The organism is Actinomycetota bacterium (genome assembly GCA_019347675.1).
GTDB lineage: Bacteria > Actinomycetota > Nitriliruptoria > Nitriliruptorales > JAHWKO01 > JAHWKW01.
In genome coordinates this window covers 1-14,111 of record JAHWKW010000029.1, presented here as the reverse complement: position 1 = coordinate 14,111, position 14,111 = coordinate 1, and the positions used below count along the sequence as shown (strand labels likewise).

Here is a 14,111-nt window from a genome sequence, read left to right as displayed (position 1 = left end):
GCGTTTATGGCGGGGCGTCGGGCGCTGATCACGGGAGTCACCGGGCAGGACGGGTCGTACCTGGCCGAGCACCTGTTGGACCTGGGGTACGAGGTCCACGGCATCGTGCGCACAACGACCAGTGACATCGCCGCCACCCGTGTCGGTCACCTGCTGGTCGGTCAACAGCCACGTGTTCACCTCCACGTCGCTGACCTCGGAGACGCCTTCTCGTTGTTGCGTCTGGTCGAGGAGGTCGAACCCCATGAGATTTACAACCTGGCGGCGCAGTCACACGTCCGCGCGTCGTTCGACATGCCGATCACCACTGGTGACATCACGGGACTCGGTGCCGTCCGCCTCCTGGAGAGCATCCGGAAGGTCGATCCCAGCATCCGCTTCTACCAGGCCTCCAGCAGCGAGATGTTCGGCGCGGCACCACCACCCCAGAACGAAGAGACCCCTTTCCATCCCCGGAGCCCGTACGCCGTGTCCAAGGTGTACGCCTTCTGGGCGACCGCGAACTACCGGGAGGCCTACGGGCTCCACGCCAGCAACGGGATCCTGTTCAACCACGAGAGCCCGCGGCGCGGCAAGGAGTTCGTGACGCGGAAGGTCACGAGCCACATCCCTCGGATCCTGACCGGTGAGATCAAGGATTTGCGCCTGGGCAACCTCGACGCGCGACGCGACTGGGGGCACGCGCGCGACTACGTGCGTGCGATGCACCTGATGGTCGCTCACGACGAGCCCCTCGATCTGGTGGTCGGTACTGGTGAGAGCCACACCATCCGCGAGTTCCTCGACCTGGCCTTCGCGATGGTCGACGTCGACTGGCACGACCACGTGGTCATCGACGAGCGTCTGTTCCGCCCCGCCGAGGTCGACTATCTGCAGAGCGATCCGACCCGCGCCCGACAGACCATCGGTTGGGAGCCGACGATGTCGTTCGAACAGCTTGTCGCAGACATGGTCCGCGCAGACTGCCGTGCCTACGGGATCGACGTCTAGCGGTGTCGACGTCCTTGGCGGGGCGCAAGGTCCTCGTTACCGGTGGCAGCGGGTTCATCGGGCGCTACGTCACCCGGGAGTTGGCCGCGGCGGGCGCCGATGTCACGGTGGTGCACACGCCACACAGCGACGACCGGATCGACGTCCCGGCGGCGGTCGTGGAGGCGGTCCTGGGCGAGGACGACATCGTCTACCACGCGGTCGAGGGGGTCGACGCGGTCGTGCACCTGGCCGCTCGCTCCGGTGGGATCCAGATGCAGCAGGCGGACCACGCCGGCCTGTTCGTCGACAACGTTCGGATCACACGGCAGGTGTTCGACGCGGCGTTGCGGGCGGACGTCGGAGCGGTGTACGCGGCGTCGTCCGCGGTGGTGTACGCCTCCGCTCAGCCGCGCCCGATGACCGAGGACGCGCCGAAGATCGAGCCGGGCCACCCGGGCGCCACCGGGTACGCGTGGTCGAAGCTGACCGACGAGGCGATCGCCCAGTGGTACTCGGCGCGGATCGGCCGCGTGGTGATCGGCAGGTTCGCCAACGTCTACGGGCCGGGGGCGACGTTCGACCCGGAGCGCTCCACCGTGGTGCACTCGTTGGTGAAGAAGGCCGTCGATGCAGCGCCGGGCGGGACGCTGCGCGTCTGGGGCGCTGGCGACGTGATCAGGAGCTTCATCCACGTTCGCGACGCCGCACGGGCCGTCGTGACCATCCTCGAGCGGGCCGAGAACGGCAGCGTCTACAACATCGACAGCGCGGATCCGGTCAGCATCCGCCGACTGGCGGAGACCATCCGCGCGATCGTCGATCCCTCGCTCGACGTGCGCTTCGATCCCTCGAAGCCGGCAGGGCCGCCGTTCCGCGTGCTCGACACCACGGCGCTGCGCGCTCTGGGGTTCGAGCCGGGGACCGCGCTGACCGACGGGCTCGGCGAGACGGTGGAGGCCTACCGCTCGCTCGCCTAGTCGTAGTCCTCCTAGTCAGACACCACGCCGAGGGTCTCTCCTTCGACGTGCTCGGTGATCACCGCCCGACCGCCGACCAGGCGCACCCGCTCGAACGGGTGCGCGCGGAGCCAGTCACGGGTCTGCGTGGATCCTTCCATGTTGGCGCCGCTGACCAGCAGCAGCACGCCGCCGTCGGCGGCGACAACCGGGCCGGCAGCCAGCGCGTCGGGGAACTTCTCCCCGGTGGCCAGGTAGGTCCGCGCGGCCCGCAACCCCGCCTGCGTCGACACGTCCGCCACCGCACGCGACGTCTCGTACCGCGTGGTGCCCTTGACCCGCGCCACGCCCACGTTCTCGGCTGCGATGGCTTGGGCGACCGCGTCGGAGACCGCAGCGGTCCCGCCGACGATCGTCGCGCGCTGCAGCCGCAGTTCACGGATCGCTAGCCGGGTCTCGTCGGGGAGGCGGTCGGCCTCGACGAACAGGATGGGACGTCGCTGGGCGGCCGCCAGACCCGAGACCGCGATGGCGTCCGGCCAGCCGCGACGCGGGTCGGGGTTGTCGCCCTCCACGACGTAGGCGTCGTGCCCACCGACCAGGTGCGCGACGTTGCGGGCCACGTCGAAGACGTTGCCCCCGCCGACGCGGTGGGTCGCGACGCCCGCCGCGGTCAGACGTTGGTCGACCGCCGCAGAGATGTCGGCCGTGGAGCCGACCACGTACGCGGTCCCGGCGCCCAGCCGCCGGATCTCGGCGAGGGTCTCGTCGTTGAGGCCGTGGGGCGAGGTCAGCAGGACCGGACCGCCGAGCTTGGCCGCGAGCGGACCACCCAGCAGCGCCGGGCCGTAGACGTGCTCGGGCGCGACGACGACGGCGGGGGCGGTGCCGTAGGTGCGACCGGACAGGGCGATGGCTGTCAGGATCCGGTTGGTGCCGTACACCCGCTCGATGGGACCGAACCGCAGCGGCCCGGGTCGGAACCAGCTCCGCAGCGGCCAGGCGTACGCCGTGCGGGTGGAGGTCATGGCGTCGCGGAACCCGGCGATGCCGCGGTCGCCGTACCAGATGCGCCAGTCCCACTCGTTGCCGCCCCAGGCCGTCTTGTCGATGTTGAAGTAGACGATCCCCACGACGTTGGGATCGGCGGCGAGGAACGCGTAGGCGTCGCGGAGCCACTGGTCGCGGTCGCCACCCTGGGGCGCGACACCGGTCTGGGCGATCATGAACGGCTTGTGCGCCGCGAACGTCCGGAGTTCGTCGAGGTAGGGGCCGAAGACCTGCGCCGGGCTCTCCCAGCCGTGGTAGCCCTTCGGGCCGTAGTTGTACCCGGAGATCGCGATCAGGTCGACGACGTCGTCGCCGGGGTAGTAGCTGGCGAGGTTGTGGTCGCCGCACTTGGGGTCCGACCAGCCGTTGGGCGCGTACGCCCAGCGGACCTTCGTCTCGTTGATGCCGGTGGCACGGAACGCCCCGACGATGCGGCGGTAGGCGGCCTTGAAGCTGGCCGGGTCGCAGCCCCACGGGGTCCAGCTGCCGTTCATCTCCTGCAGCGGGGCGATGATCGCCGAGCGTCCGCCGCCCTGGTCCAGCCAACGCTTGACGCTGTCCCGCCACCGGTTGATCGCCCCGTCGAACTCGCCGCTGGCGATGCGGGCGGCGGACGCCTCCGCCTTGACGTTGGCGAACGGGGTGGCTTGCGCCGCCCAGCCCTGCTCGAACAGGTGGGCGGTCGCGCCGGGGTCTTCGGTGAGGTCGTGGAACATCCCCGAGAAGGTCAGCTTCCGCCCCGCCCACGCCCCGGCGCGGTTCAGCTGGTCCGCGTGGTTCCAGAAGTCACCGGTGTACATCCCGCCGTAGACGTACCCGCCGGCGGGGGTCGCCGGGTTGGCCGCCGTGGACGGGACGGCGACGGTGACGCTGGCGGTGACCGCCGCGGCGGCGATCAGCCTGCGCAGGCGCATGGCTTGTCCCCGTGTGGTCGTCGATGCGTGGGTGGACCGGGGGCCTCGAGCCCCGGTGTTCTCGCGTCGTCTTCGGTTCCGGCGAGCGGTCACTTGAACGTCAGGTGGTGATCCGCCCGTGGTGGGGCGTGTGGTACCAGCGGTCGGTGCGGCGGCTGAGCGCCCGGATCGGGACCCACAGCACGGCCAGGACCGTCACGACGGGGTACCGGGCGAGGTAGCGGGCAGGAACCCCGTCCCGCCACAGGAACGGCAGCGGCAGCGTGAACTGGACGGCGGCCGCCCCGCCCCACACCCGCCACGCAAGCGGGCATCGCCTGGTGGCGGCGGCGGCGGCCAGGACGGCGCTGACCAGCGCCACGAAAGAACGACCGGGCTGCAGCAGCCGGACGGCGAGGTCGATCGGCCCCAGCGACCGGTCGGCCAGTCCCCGACGAACCAGCGCGCCGACGTAGCGGCGACCCACCTCACGCTTCCCCGACATCCAACGGCTGCGCTGGCGCATGGTCACCGCCAGGACGGTCGGCTTCTGGTCACGGACGCGGAGGTCGTGGACCCAGGTCACACGACGCCCCGCCAGGACCAGACGGGCGGCGAGCTCCTGGTCCTCGGTCAGCGACGCGCCGAACCCACCGGCGGCCGCCAGCGCGTCGGCGGTGAGACATGTCCCGGTCCCGCCGAGGTCCGCCGACCAGCCGAGATTGCGCCGGGCGAGCTGGACCGTGCGGTTGCTCGCCCAGTAGGTGATCGCCGATGCCATCGCCAGCACGGAAGCGTCCGGGTTGTCGACGTCCAGGTACGCCTGCAGGGCGTCGTGACCGGCGGCGAGCTCGTCGGCGAACCGTGCCAGCAGCTCCGGCGGGACGCGGTTGTCCGCGTCGATGACGACCAGCGCCTCGTCGTCCGCGAGTGGGTCGGTGGCGAGGTGATCGGCGATGGCAGGGCCCTTCCCGGGCGCGCCGGCACGGCGCTCGATCACCTCCGCGTAGCCGCTGGCCACGGTCGCGGTGGTGTCGGTGCAGCGGTCGGCGATCACCACGGTGCGGTACCGGTCCTGCGGATAGTCCTGCGTCGCGAGGTCGCCCAGCACACCTTCGATCACGCCCGCCTCGTCGTGGGCGGGGACGACCACCCGGAAGCGGCGACGGCGCGGACCGGGCGCAGCCGGCGGTGGCGTCCGCCACCCCCACAGCGCGGTGACGGCGTTGTAGGCGATCAGCGCCAGCAGCGGCGCCTGCAGTGCGGACGTGACGACCCGTAGCATGCGCGCTCGGACAGACGGTGGTGATCGCACGCCAGCGTATTCGCGTGATCGGGCAGCGATGGATGAGCACCACGACCTGCCGCCGGCCAGTGTCGCGGTCGTGCTCGGCACCCGCCCCGAGGTCGTCAAGCTCGCCGAGGTGGTCCGTCTGCTCGGCCCGGCCGCGCGGGTGGTGCACACCGGTCAGCACTACGCCTACGAGCTGGCCCGCGTCTTCCTCGACGAGCTCGGGCTGCCGGGACCGCACGTGCAGCTGGACATCGGGGGCGCCTCGCGCGGCCATCAGATCGGCGAGGCGATCCGCCGCCTCGACGAGCACTTCGCGGCGGAGCCGCCCGCGGCCGTCGTTGTGCAGGGCGACACCAACACGGTCCTGGCCGGGGCGGTGGCGGCCAACGCCAGACAGATCCCGCTGGTGCACGTCGAAGCGGGGTTGCGCAGCTTCGACCGGGCCATGCCCGAGGAGCACAACCGGGTCGTCACCGACCACCTGGCGGACCTGTGCTGCGCGCCGACCGAGGTCAACCGGCGCAACCTCCTCGACGAGGCCGTCGCGGCCAGTCGCATCGTCGTCACCGGGAACACGGTCGTCGAGGCGGTCGAGCGGATGCTGCCCGGCCCCGCGGAGCGCAAGGCCGAGCTGGACAACTTCGGGCTGTCTCCCGCGGCGTTCGTGTTGGCCACACTGCACCGGCCCGAGAACGTCGACGACCGCGGACGCCTGCAAGCGATCCTCGACGAGCTGCGATCGCTGCCCGTCCCGGTGCTGCTCCCGGTGCATCCCCGGACCCAGCAGCGGGTGCGGTCGTTTGGAGTCGGCGGGGCGCTGACCCGGCTGATCACCACCCCGCCGCTGAGCTACGGACGTTTCCTGGCGCTGGCCGCCGAGTGCGCCATGCTCGTGTCCGACTCGGGCGGCATCCAGGAGGAGGCCAGCGTCCTCAAGCGCCCGGTGGTGGTCGTGCGCAACTCCACCGAACGACCCGAGGTGCTGGGGACGTTCGCGGAGCTGGTCCGCCCCGGCCCGGCCCTGGGGCGGATCGCGCGCGGATGGTTGCAGGACCTGGCGGCGCTGCACGGGCGGCTCGCCGACGAGCCCAGCCCCTACGGCGACGGCAGCGCGTCACAGCGGACCGTCGCCGCGCTGACCGCGCTGTTCGAACGCTGATGCCCGCGGGGTGGCGGCTGCGGCGGCTGCTGGGGAGCCCTCCGCCGTCGCTTCCCCGGCCGCTGTTCAGCGACTGGTCGGCGCTGGCCGGCGGTGTTCTGGTGGTCTGCCATCCGCGGTGGCGTGGGATCCGGACCGCCGCGATCGCGCACGGCGAACCCGTCGTCGAGGTCGCCGACGCGGCGGCGTCGGCGGATGCACTGGCGGACCGGGTGACAGCAGCCGGGGTACGTGTCGTCGTCATCCACGGCTACCCGCCCGGGTCCGCGAGCCTGCTTCGGCGGCTCGCGCAGCGTGGAGTCGGCACCCGGGTGGTGCTGCACTCGTCGATGGCCCAGCACGGCGGCGAGGCGCACGAGGCCGCGGTCGTCGACGAGGTCGCTGCGCTGGTCGCCGACGGCGTCGTCGACCGCATCGGCTTCGTCAAGGACGGCATGGCGGAGGTCTTCGAGGCGCTGGGCTACCCGGCGACGTGGGTACCCAACCGGGCGCCCCGCGTCGAGGCGCTCGAGCCGCGGGATCTGGGGGCCGGTCGCACGCACGTCGGGGTGTTCGCCGAGCCGTTCTGGCGGAAGAACGTCGTCACCCAGCTGGGGGCGGTGGCGCTGCTGGAGCCGGCGCGCGCGCACGTGCTCCGCCGTCCCGACGTGGCGTACCTGGGCCGCCTCGACGTCGTCGAGCACGGCGTGCTGCCCTGGGAGGACTTCGTGCGCCTGCAGGGCAGCGTGGATGTGAACCTGTACGTCACCCTGTCCGAGTGCTACCCGCTGTCACCGGTCGAGAGCTACCTGGCCGGCGTGCCGTGCCTGCTGTCGCGCACCAGCAGCGTCTTCCGCGACGACGCCGACCTGTGGGAGCTGACCACGGTGGCCGAGGCCGACGATCCCCGCGCGATCGCCCGAGCCGCCCGACGACTGTTGGACCGCCGCGACGAGGCCGTCGTCGCCGCACGCGGCTGGATCGACCGTTGGGAGACGATCGCCACGGAGAAGTGGCGGCGCTTCACCGAGTGAGCGGGCCGCCGGGTTCGATGCATCGCAGGTGCGACGTCGCCCGGGCTCTGCCCAGCGCGAGCGCCAGCGGCGTGCGCTGGTGTCCGCCCGACGTCGGGTGCACCCGGTGGCGGGCCAACGGCTCCGGCACGAGCCCGAACCTCCCGCCGGCCGCCACGATCCGCGACCAGAAGTCCCAGTCTTCGCAGTAGATCCACGCCAGCTCGCGGTCGAAGCGGATGCCGGCGTCACGCACCGCCATGTCCACCAGCACGCACGTGGAGACGATCGGGTTCTCACGCATGCCGACCCGCGCGTCGAAGGGGGGCTTGGCCTCCACGCCGGCGTACGCCCCGAAGAACTCGGTCCAGGTGGCCACAGCGGTCATATCCGGGTTGGCACGCAGCGCCTCGGCGCACCGGGACAGGAACGTCGGGCGCAGCTCGTCGTCCTGGTCGACGAAGACGAACGCGTCCCCGGTCATGTGCTCCAGCGCCAGGTTGCGTGCCGCGCTCACCCCACGGTTGGGTTGGCGCAGGACGCGCACCAAGCCGGGTAGTTCCTCCGCCCACCGCTCGAGAGCCGCATCGACCTGCAGCGACCGCGACCCGTCGTCGACGAGCAGCAGTTCGTACGCGGCGTGTGCCTGCGCGACGACCGACCGGACCGCGTCGTCGAGGAACGTGACGTCCCGGAACACCGGGACGGCAACCGACACGCGGGACGCCCGATGGGGCGCCGGCCGTGGTGGCTGCAGTTCGATCCTCTGATGCGGCGCAGCTGCGGTCGGCGTGCCGGGTCGGGACGTCGCTCGCTCGGAACGGGGGGGATCCACCAGCGCGAGCAGCTCGTCCTCGTCACGCCACGCGGGGGCGGTCGGCCAGACGGAGCTTGCGGCGCTCTGTGCCGCGACGATCACCGGTGTCCCGGCGGCTCGCGCCTCGGCAACGCGTTCGTCGGGGAGACGGTAGGGGTCCCCCAGCACGATCAGGTCAGCCGCAGGCGGGTCCTCTGTCCGTTCGATGCGCCCCGTTATGCCCGCGCGGACCCCCGCGAGCGCATGCCACGTCGTCCCGTGCCAGATGTCGTCGTCACGGTCCTCCGATGAGACAAAGACACGGAGCTCTTCGACGTCGAGCGCGGACAGGGCCCGCAGGATCTCCGCGGAGCGGCTCAGTCTCGACACCGGCTCGGGCAGCCACACCGCGGCCGGCGTACGCGGCGGTGGATGACCGACGTCCTGCCCTCCCGGTCGTACCGAGATGGCCTGCACCCCCTGATCGGCCAGGCGGCCGGCCGCCTCGGCCGAGAACGTCAAGACCGCGTCAGCCCACCGGTACGCCACCATCTCCCAGTCGATCTCGTGTTCCCGCTCCGAACTGGCCGTGCAGGTCCCCGCGATCGCCAGGAGACGCAGGCCCGTGCCGCACCCGGCGACGATGACGACGGTCCGGCGTTCCGTGACGGGTCGGACGCGTTGATCCAGGACGAACATCCCCGCCAGACCAGCCCGGTCTGAGACGACGAGCGCGTCGCCGGGGCGGGTCTTGCGGTCGAGGTGCCGCGCGACGTGCCAACTGTCGATCAGCGAGGGCGGCGTCTCGACGAACGGTGGGCTCTGCGCTCGCAAGCGTGCGAGACGAGACCGACCGCGCTCGTGCACGCGAAGCTCTGTGGCGTTGGGAACCGACAGGGCCGCCGTGGCCGCAGCCGTCAACTGCGCTTCGGCAGGCGGCTCGCCAGGTAACCGGATCCGGTACCACACCTCGCCGTCCTCTGCCCGGCCGACTCGCGTGCTGGTCACGGTAACGAGACGCTGCCCCGCAAGGATGCCACCGCCCACGGTGATCACCGGTAGGCTCGCGATGTCCGTGACCTTGCTCCTGGCCACCGCCGTCGAGTGGAATCGGCTCGAGGACGCCCCCCTCGGCCGCAGCCTGGCATCGCTGGTCGAGCTTGGTGAGGTCCACGTCCTCGACCTCGACCCCGCCACCGCGTCGACCCGTCGCTACGCGGGGGTCCGTCGTTGGACGCTGGACGACGTCGGGCTACCGGCGCTGTCCGTCGCGTTCGCGCTCGACCGCGCCGATCTCGTTGCCTTGTCGCGCCCGTTGTTCCTCACGCGCCTGTTGTCAACCAGCGGATCGCCCATCGTGTTCGTGGATGCGGGATGCCTGGTCCGCGATGTCGGCCCCCTCGCCCAACGGCCTCGTGCAGGCATCGAGTTGGTGCCCGCACTTCACGCCGACCTGATCGAACGCAAGCCTTCGTTGCGTGCCGCGCTCGAGGCTGGGGCCGGGGAACCCACCACAGCGGTGATCCGTCTCGGCTGCGACGGGGCGATCGATCCGCTGCTGGGATCGTGGGGCCGCTGGATGCTGGACTCCTACGTGGAGGCGCCGGAAGCGAGCTTGAACGACGCGGAACGGGACTTCCTCTCCTCCCTTCCCGCACGATCGCCGGTCGTCGGTTGGGAACACGGTCTCGTCTACGCGCACTGGTCAGATCTTGACCCGTCCGCTGATCTGCCTGCGGTCGTGGACACCAGCGGCTTCGACCGCTACGCCGCCACGACCGGACCCGCCGTCGACCTGATCGAACGGCGCACGCACAGCGCCTGGGCGGTCCGCTGGTTGCGCGAGCAGAGGTGGGCTCCGCTGGGGCCGACCCGACGAACGTTCGCAAGCGGCGCCGCTGTGCCGACGGTGACCGGCGGCATGTTGCGGGCGAACGATCCCATGGGGGCTCGCTGGACGGACCCGTTCGACGACACCGACGGCCGCTCCTTCGTCGCGTGGCTCGCCGATCCCGACGGGTGCGGCGCCACCCGGTTCGCTCACTGCCTGTACTGGGCCCGCCCGGATCTGCGTCGGTCGTTCCCGGCCGCGTCGACGCCGGGGCGGGTCTTCTCCGACTGGCTCCGCGCAGCCGAGTTGCAGCCACTCGCAGCCGTGGACGGCAGCGCACCCGCATTGGGGGGTCGACGGCTGCTCCGAGGAGCGGCACGCCGGGCACGTCGCCTGCTGGGTCGGAGCGAACCCCAGCTCTCCGAGCGGCCCCGTCCGGGGCCGATACGGGCGACGGGCGTGAACCTGGTCGGCTACGCGCGCGCGGAGAGCGGGCTCGGGGAGTCGATGCGTTCCACCGGCAAGGCGCTGTCGCGTGCGAACATCCCCGCGGCCGTCTTGGACGTCAGCGACCGGGTGTACTCCCGCCAGGGGGGTGAGGTCCCTGCGGCAACCGCGAGGGGCACGCCGTTCGACGTCACGGTGTTCCACCTGAACCCCGACGAGCTCCTGGGCTACGCCACCGACTCGCTGGCGTACCGGTTCGCCGCCTCGTGGAACATCGGGTTCTGGTTCTGGGAGACGGAGGAGATGCCACCCTCGTGGTCGCCCGCGTTGGACGCGGTCGACGAGGTTTGGGTCGCCACGTCCTTGCTGCAGGCGGTGTTCGAACGCCACACGGACAAGCCGGTCACGGTGGTCGGTCTCCCGGTCGACCCACCCAGCGACATCCTGGCGGACCGTGCGCGGCTCGGTCTGCCGCGGGACGCGTTCGTCGTGTCGTACGTGTCCGACGCGTACTCCGGGTTGCAGCGGAAGGACCCGCTGGCCGCCGTCGAGGCGTTCGCCGCCGCGTACGGCCCGTCCTACGACGGTGCGCACCTGGCCCTCAAGGTGAGCAATCTGGAGAAGTTCCCGGCGTTGTGGGCGCGGCTCGAGGCGGCAACAGCGACCTTGCCGGTCACGATCGTGGGCGAATACCTGCCGCGGTCGGAGCTGTGGGGGCTGCTTGCCGCGAGCGACGTCTACCTCTCCCTGCACGCCTCGGAGGGTTTCGGTCTGACGATCGCGGAGGCCATGGCGCTGGAGATCCCGTGTGTGGTCACGGCGTACGGGGGGAACATGGACTTCACCGACGAGGGTTCCGCGCTCCTCGTGCCGTTCGAACGGGTGCCGGCAGCCGGCGGACCGGGAGAGATCTACACCGGCAGGGGGACATGGGCACGGCCGGACGTGGAGGTGGCGGCGCAAAACCTCCGCTCGCTGCGAGACGACCGCGACCTCCGCCGACGGCTGGGCACGGCGGGGCGTCGACGCATCGAGGCCTACAGCCTGGAGAACTTCACCGCGCGGATCGTCGACCGGCTGTCCACGATCGGGCTTCGCACCTGAACCCCCTCACAGCACCCGACGGAGCTGTTCGTCGAGCCGCTGGGCGTACCGTTCCAGTGACGCCGCGTGCACTGCGTCCCGGCGGGCGTGCTCCCGCTTCCGGTCCACCTCAGCCGGGTTGTCCCTCACGTGGCGCATGAGGTCGATGGCGCTGTCGAGGTCGGGCGACGCCCAGATCGATCCTGGTGGGTACGGCCCGGTCTGCTCGTCCGTCCTCATCATCTGGAAGTCGACCAACCAGGAGTTGTGGTCCGTGGTGAAATCCATGTTCCCCGAGTAGGCGGTGCAGATCGCGGGCGTGCCCAACGCCATCGCCTCGAGCAGCGTGAGCCCGAACCCCTCGGCTGCGTGGAGCGATACGTACGCGTCCGCCACCGACATCAGATCCATGACGCGGCTCCGCGGGTAGTACTCATCGATGACGGTGATCGTCGAGGTCCTCGACGCCAGTTCGCGTATCCGGGCCTGGCTCGCCGGGAACTTGTTCAGGTTCGAGACCTTCATCACGAACCGGACGCCCTCGTACCCGTCGGCGGCGAACGCCTTGACGTACGCCTCCAACGTCTTCTCCGGGTTCTTCCGGCCGTGCGCGCTCAGCGCGTCGTACACGAACAGGAAGACGAACTCGTCGTCGCTGAGCTGGAAGTCCTCCCGGTCGACCTTGCGCGGATCCGGCAGGTCGGCGGCCAGCCCGATCACGTGGACGGGCACCTTCGCGTACTGACCGAACACGTCAGCGAGGTACTCGCTGGCGACCCACAGCTCGTCCACGGAATCGAAGGCGGGGCGCGACCGATCCGGCAGGTCCGCGGTCTCCCAGAACCACATCGCGGCGTTGAACCGTCCGGCGAGGCGGTAGCGGAACACCTGGTGGCCCAGCGTCAGCAGCTCGTCGGCGTTGGCGTGCAGGAGGTTCACGTCACCGAACGTCCCGAACCGTCGCCCTCCGAGTTCGGGTTCCACGGCGTTCCGCGATGGGTACATCTCGCTGGTGTCCAGGTAGCTGAACTGTCGCCCGAGGTGGCGGAGGGCGGCCAGGCTGGCGCGGGCAGCCTGGCCGAGGCCACTCTCGGACCGGAAGCACCCGATGACGGAGAGCTGCCGCGGCACGGGGCCGTAGACCGACGGTTCACGGCGGACCTCGACGCGCCGAGGCGGGGCGACGCCTCGCTTCTTGCCGGGGTCGGGGCCGAGCCGCTTGCGCTTGAGACGCGTCTCGTACCCGGGGACCAGACCGGCCAGCAGGTTGAGTCGCCACTCGACGGCGTTGCGCAGTCCTGTCGGTTCGTCGTCCCCCTCACGGTCGCTCGGGTGTGCCGGTTCGACCGTCGGATCGAGCAGGTCGGCGCCGAAGCGCTCCAAGGCGTGATCGTCGTTCCATCTCCGGAGCGGGATCGGATCGATCGTCGGGTTCGGAAGATCGTGGAACAGGTGCTCGCGCCAGTAGAGGTGAGCCAGCCGGGTCAGCCCACGGGGGTTGCGCTGGTAGAGCCACCGGCGGAAGGCATCGGTCGAGCCTTCCGGCCAGCGGTACCCGAGCGGGTCCGATACCCGGCGGACGTCTCGGGCGAACGTCTCGAACGGCGTGGGCTTTCCCGACTCCGTCCACAGCAGTCGGACCGCTTGGTCGATCACGTCGATCAGCGGCTCGAGCGGACGCGAGTCGTGCACGTTGTCGGCCAACAGCTGCCACGCGACCTCGGTGACGTCTTCGTCCTCGGCGAGCGACTGCCGGGCCACCGCGATCAGCGCGTCGCACGCCACGACCGAGGCGCTCGCTCCCCGCGCGCGTCCGGACTCGATAGCGGCGAAGTCGACCCAATGCGTGATCGTTGCCTCACCCGCGACCGCGACGTGCGCCTGTCCGAGGCACCGCTCGAGGGCAGCACGGATGACGTCGACGGGTCGCCGTTGGTAGGCGTCGAAGAACGTTTCAGCGACCGTCTCCTGCCACTCGACCACCGAGTCGAGCCCGGCCCGGCTGAGGCCGAGCACGCGGTCGCTGACCAGCTCCCGACGCCTGGTCAAGCTGTACAGGTGCGGGGTCAGCGTGTGGATCTCCTCCCCGAGCACGGGCGACGCGAGTGCCACGCCCGAGGTGGCCAGCAGCTTGGTCAGTTCCTCGAACGGGTGCGCGACGAGACACCCCGGAGCGACGTACACCGCCGACTCGTGTTGGTCGAGCACGCGTTCGAGCGCGAACGGCAGCGCGAACGACACCTGGTTCTCGGCGTCCAGGATCTCGCGCACGATGAACGGCGCGTCGCGTGCCACCTCGTGCGCGTCGAACACCGTCACGTCGCCCGGGAGGTCCACGCCGGCCGAGGCGATGACGTAGACGGTCACCTCGGGGTGGTGTTTCCACGCTGACAGGATCAGCGCGTACGTCCCGTCCTGGGTGTGACGTGTCGCTGTCGTGACGAGCGCGTCAACCAACGTCCGGATCCTCCTTGACAGCGCCAGTTACTGATGCAGCCCGTAGCGGTCGGCCCTGCCGGGCGCCTTGTAACCGATCACGGCGTAGTCCATCGGGCCGTGGAGGGCCCAGTTGAGGTCATCGACCAGTCGCCGTAGCTCCTCAGGGAACCCGTCGACCTCGCCGAGGTGGTACCGCCGC

Annotated in this window: 9 protein-coding genes; 5 read left to right on the top strand and 4 right to left on the bottom strand. The window is 70.9% G+C overall.

Features of this window, described 5'->3' with window-relative positions; all coding sequences use genetic code 11:
• The first annotated feature begins 6 nt into the window (after positions 1–6).
• Together gmd and KY462_15100 are read left to right on the top strand one after the other, a co-directional pair.
• Positions 7–990: a GDP-mannose 4,6-dehydratase gene (gene gmd / locus KY462_15105; protein ID MBW3579034.1), complete on the top strand. Its 984-nt coding sequence runs from the start codon at positions 7–9 to the stop codon at positions 988–990.
• A gap of 2 nt (positions 991–992) precedes the next feature.
• Positions 993–1,949: an NAD-dependent epimerase/dehydratase family protein gene (locus KY462_15100; protein ID MBW3579033.1), complete on the top strand. Its 957-nt coding sequence runs from the start codon at positions 993–995 to the stop codon at positions 1,947–1,949.
• A gap of 11 nt (positions 1,950–1,960) precedes the next feature.
• Here the strand turns inward: KY462_15100 and KY462_15095 are convergent, their stop codons facing one another.
• Positions 1,961–3,892, bottom strand: coding sequence for a cell wall-binding repeat-containing protein (locus KY462_15095; GenBank protein MBW3579032.1), 1,932 nt, complete (start codon positions 3,890–3,892; stop codon positions 1,961–1,963).
• A gap of 100 nt (positions 3,893–3,992) precedes the next feature.
• Complete coding sequence (locus KY462_15090) at positions 3,993–5,156, bottom strand: glycosyltransferase family 2 protein (protein ID MBW3579031.1); 1,164 nt, start codon at positions 5,154–5,156, stop codon at positions 3,993–3,995.
• A 58-nt stretch (positions 5,157–5,214) separates the two neighbouring features.
• Here KY462_15090 and wecB point away from each other — a divergent pair, with 58 nt between their 5' ends.
• Both wecB and KY462_15080 read left to right on the top strand, forming a co-directional pair.
• Positions 5,215–6,324: a UDP-N-acetylglucosamine 2-epimerase (non-hydrolyzing) gene (wecB, locus tag KY462_15085; GenBank protein MBW3579030.1), complete on the top strand. Its 1,110-nt coding sequence runs from the start codon at positions 5,215–5,217 to the stop codon at positions 6,322–6,324.
• Positions 6,324–7,337 (top strand): hypothetical protein, encoded by a 1,014-nt coding sequence (locus KY462_15080; GenBank protein ID MBW3579029.1) that lies wholly within the window; start codon positions 6,324–6,326, stop codon positions 7,335–7,337. The genes wecB and KY462_15080 overlap by 1 nt, the downstream gene beginning before the upstream one ends.
• Here KY462_15080 and KY462_15075 read toward each other — a convergent pair.
• Positions 7,327–9,120 carry a glycosyltransferase family 2 protein gene (locus tag KY462_15075; protein MBW3579028.1) on the bottom strand — a complete coding sequence of 598 codons (1,794 nt, stop codon included), beginning with the start codon at positions 9,118–9,120 and terminating at the stop codon, positions 7,327–7,329. The two genes, KY462_15080 and KY462_15075, sit on opposite strands and share 11 nt — an antisense overlap.
• Before the next feature lie 61 nt (positions 9,121–9,181).
• Between KY462_15075 and KY462_15070 the strand changes: the two genes are divergently transcribed.
• Positions 9,182–11,494: a glycosyltransferase gene (locus KY462_15070; protein MBW3579027.1), complete on the top strand. Its 2,313-nt coding sequence runs from the start codon at positions 9,182–9,184 to the stop codon at positions 11,492–11,494.
• 6 nt (positions 11,495–11,500) lie between these two features.
• Here the strand turns inward: KY462_15070 and KY462_15065 are convergent, their stop codons facing one another.
• A complete protein-coding gene (locus tag KY462_15065; GenBank protein ID MBW3579026.1) occupies positions 11,501–13,930 on the bottom strand; it encodes a glycosyltransferase family 4 protein in 2,430 nt (809 codons plus the stop codon).
• Positions 13,931–14,111: the final 181 nt, after the last annotated feature.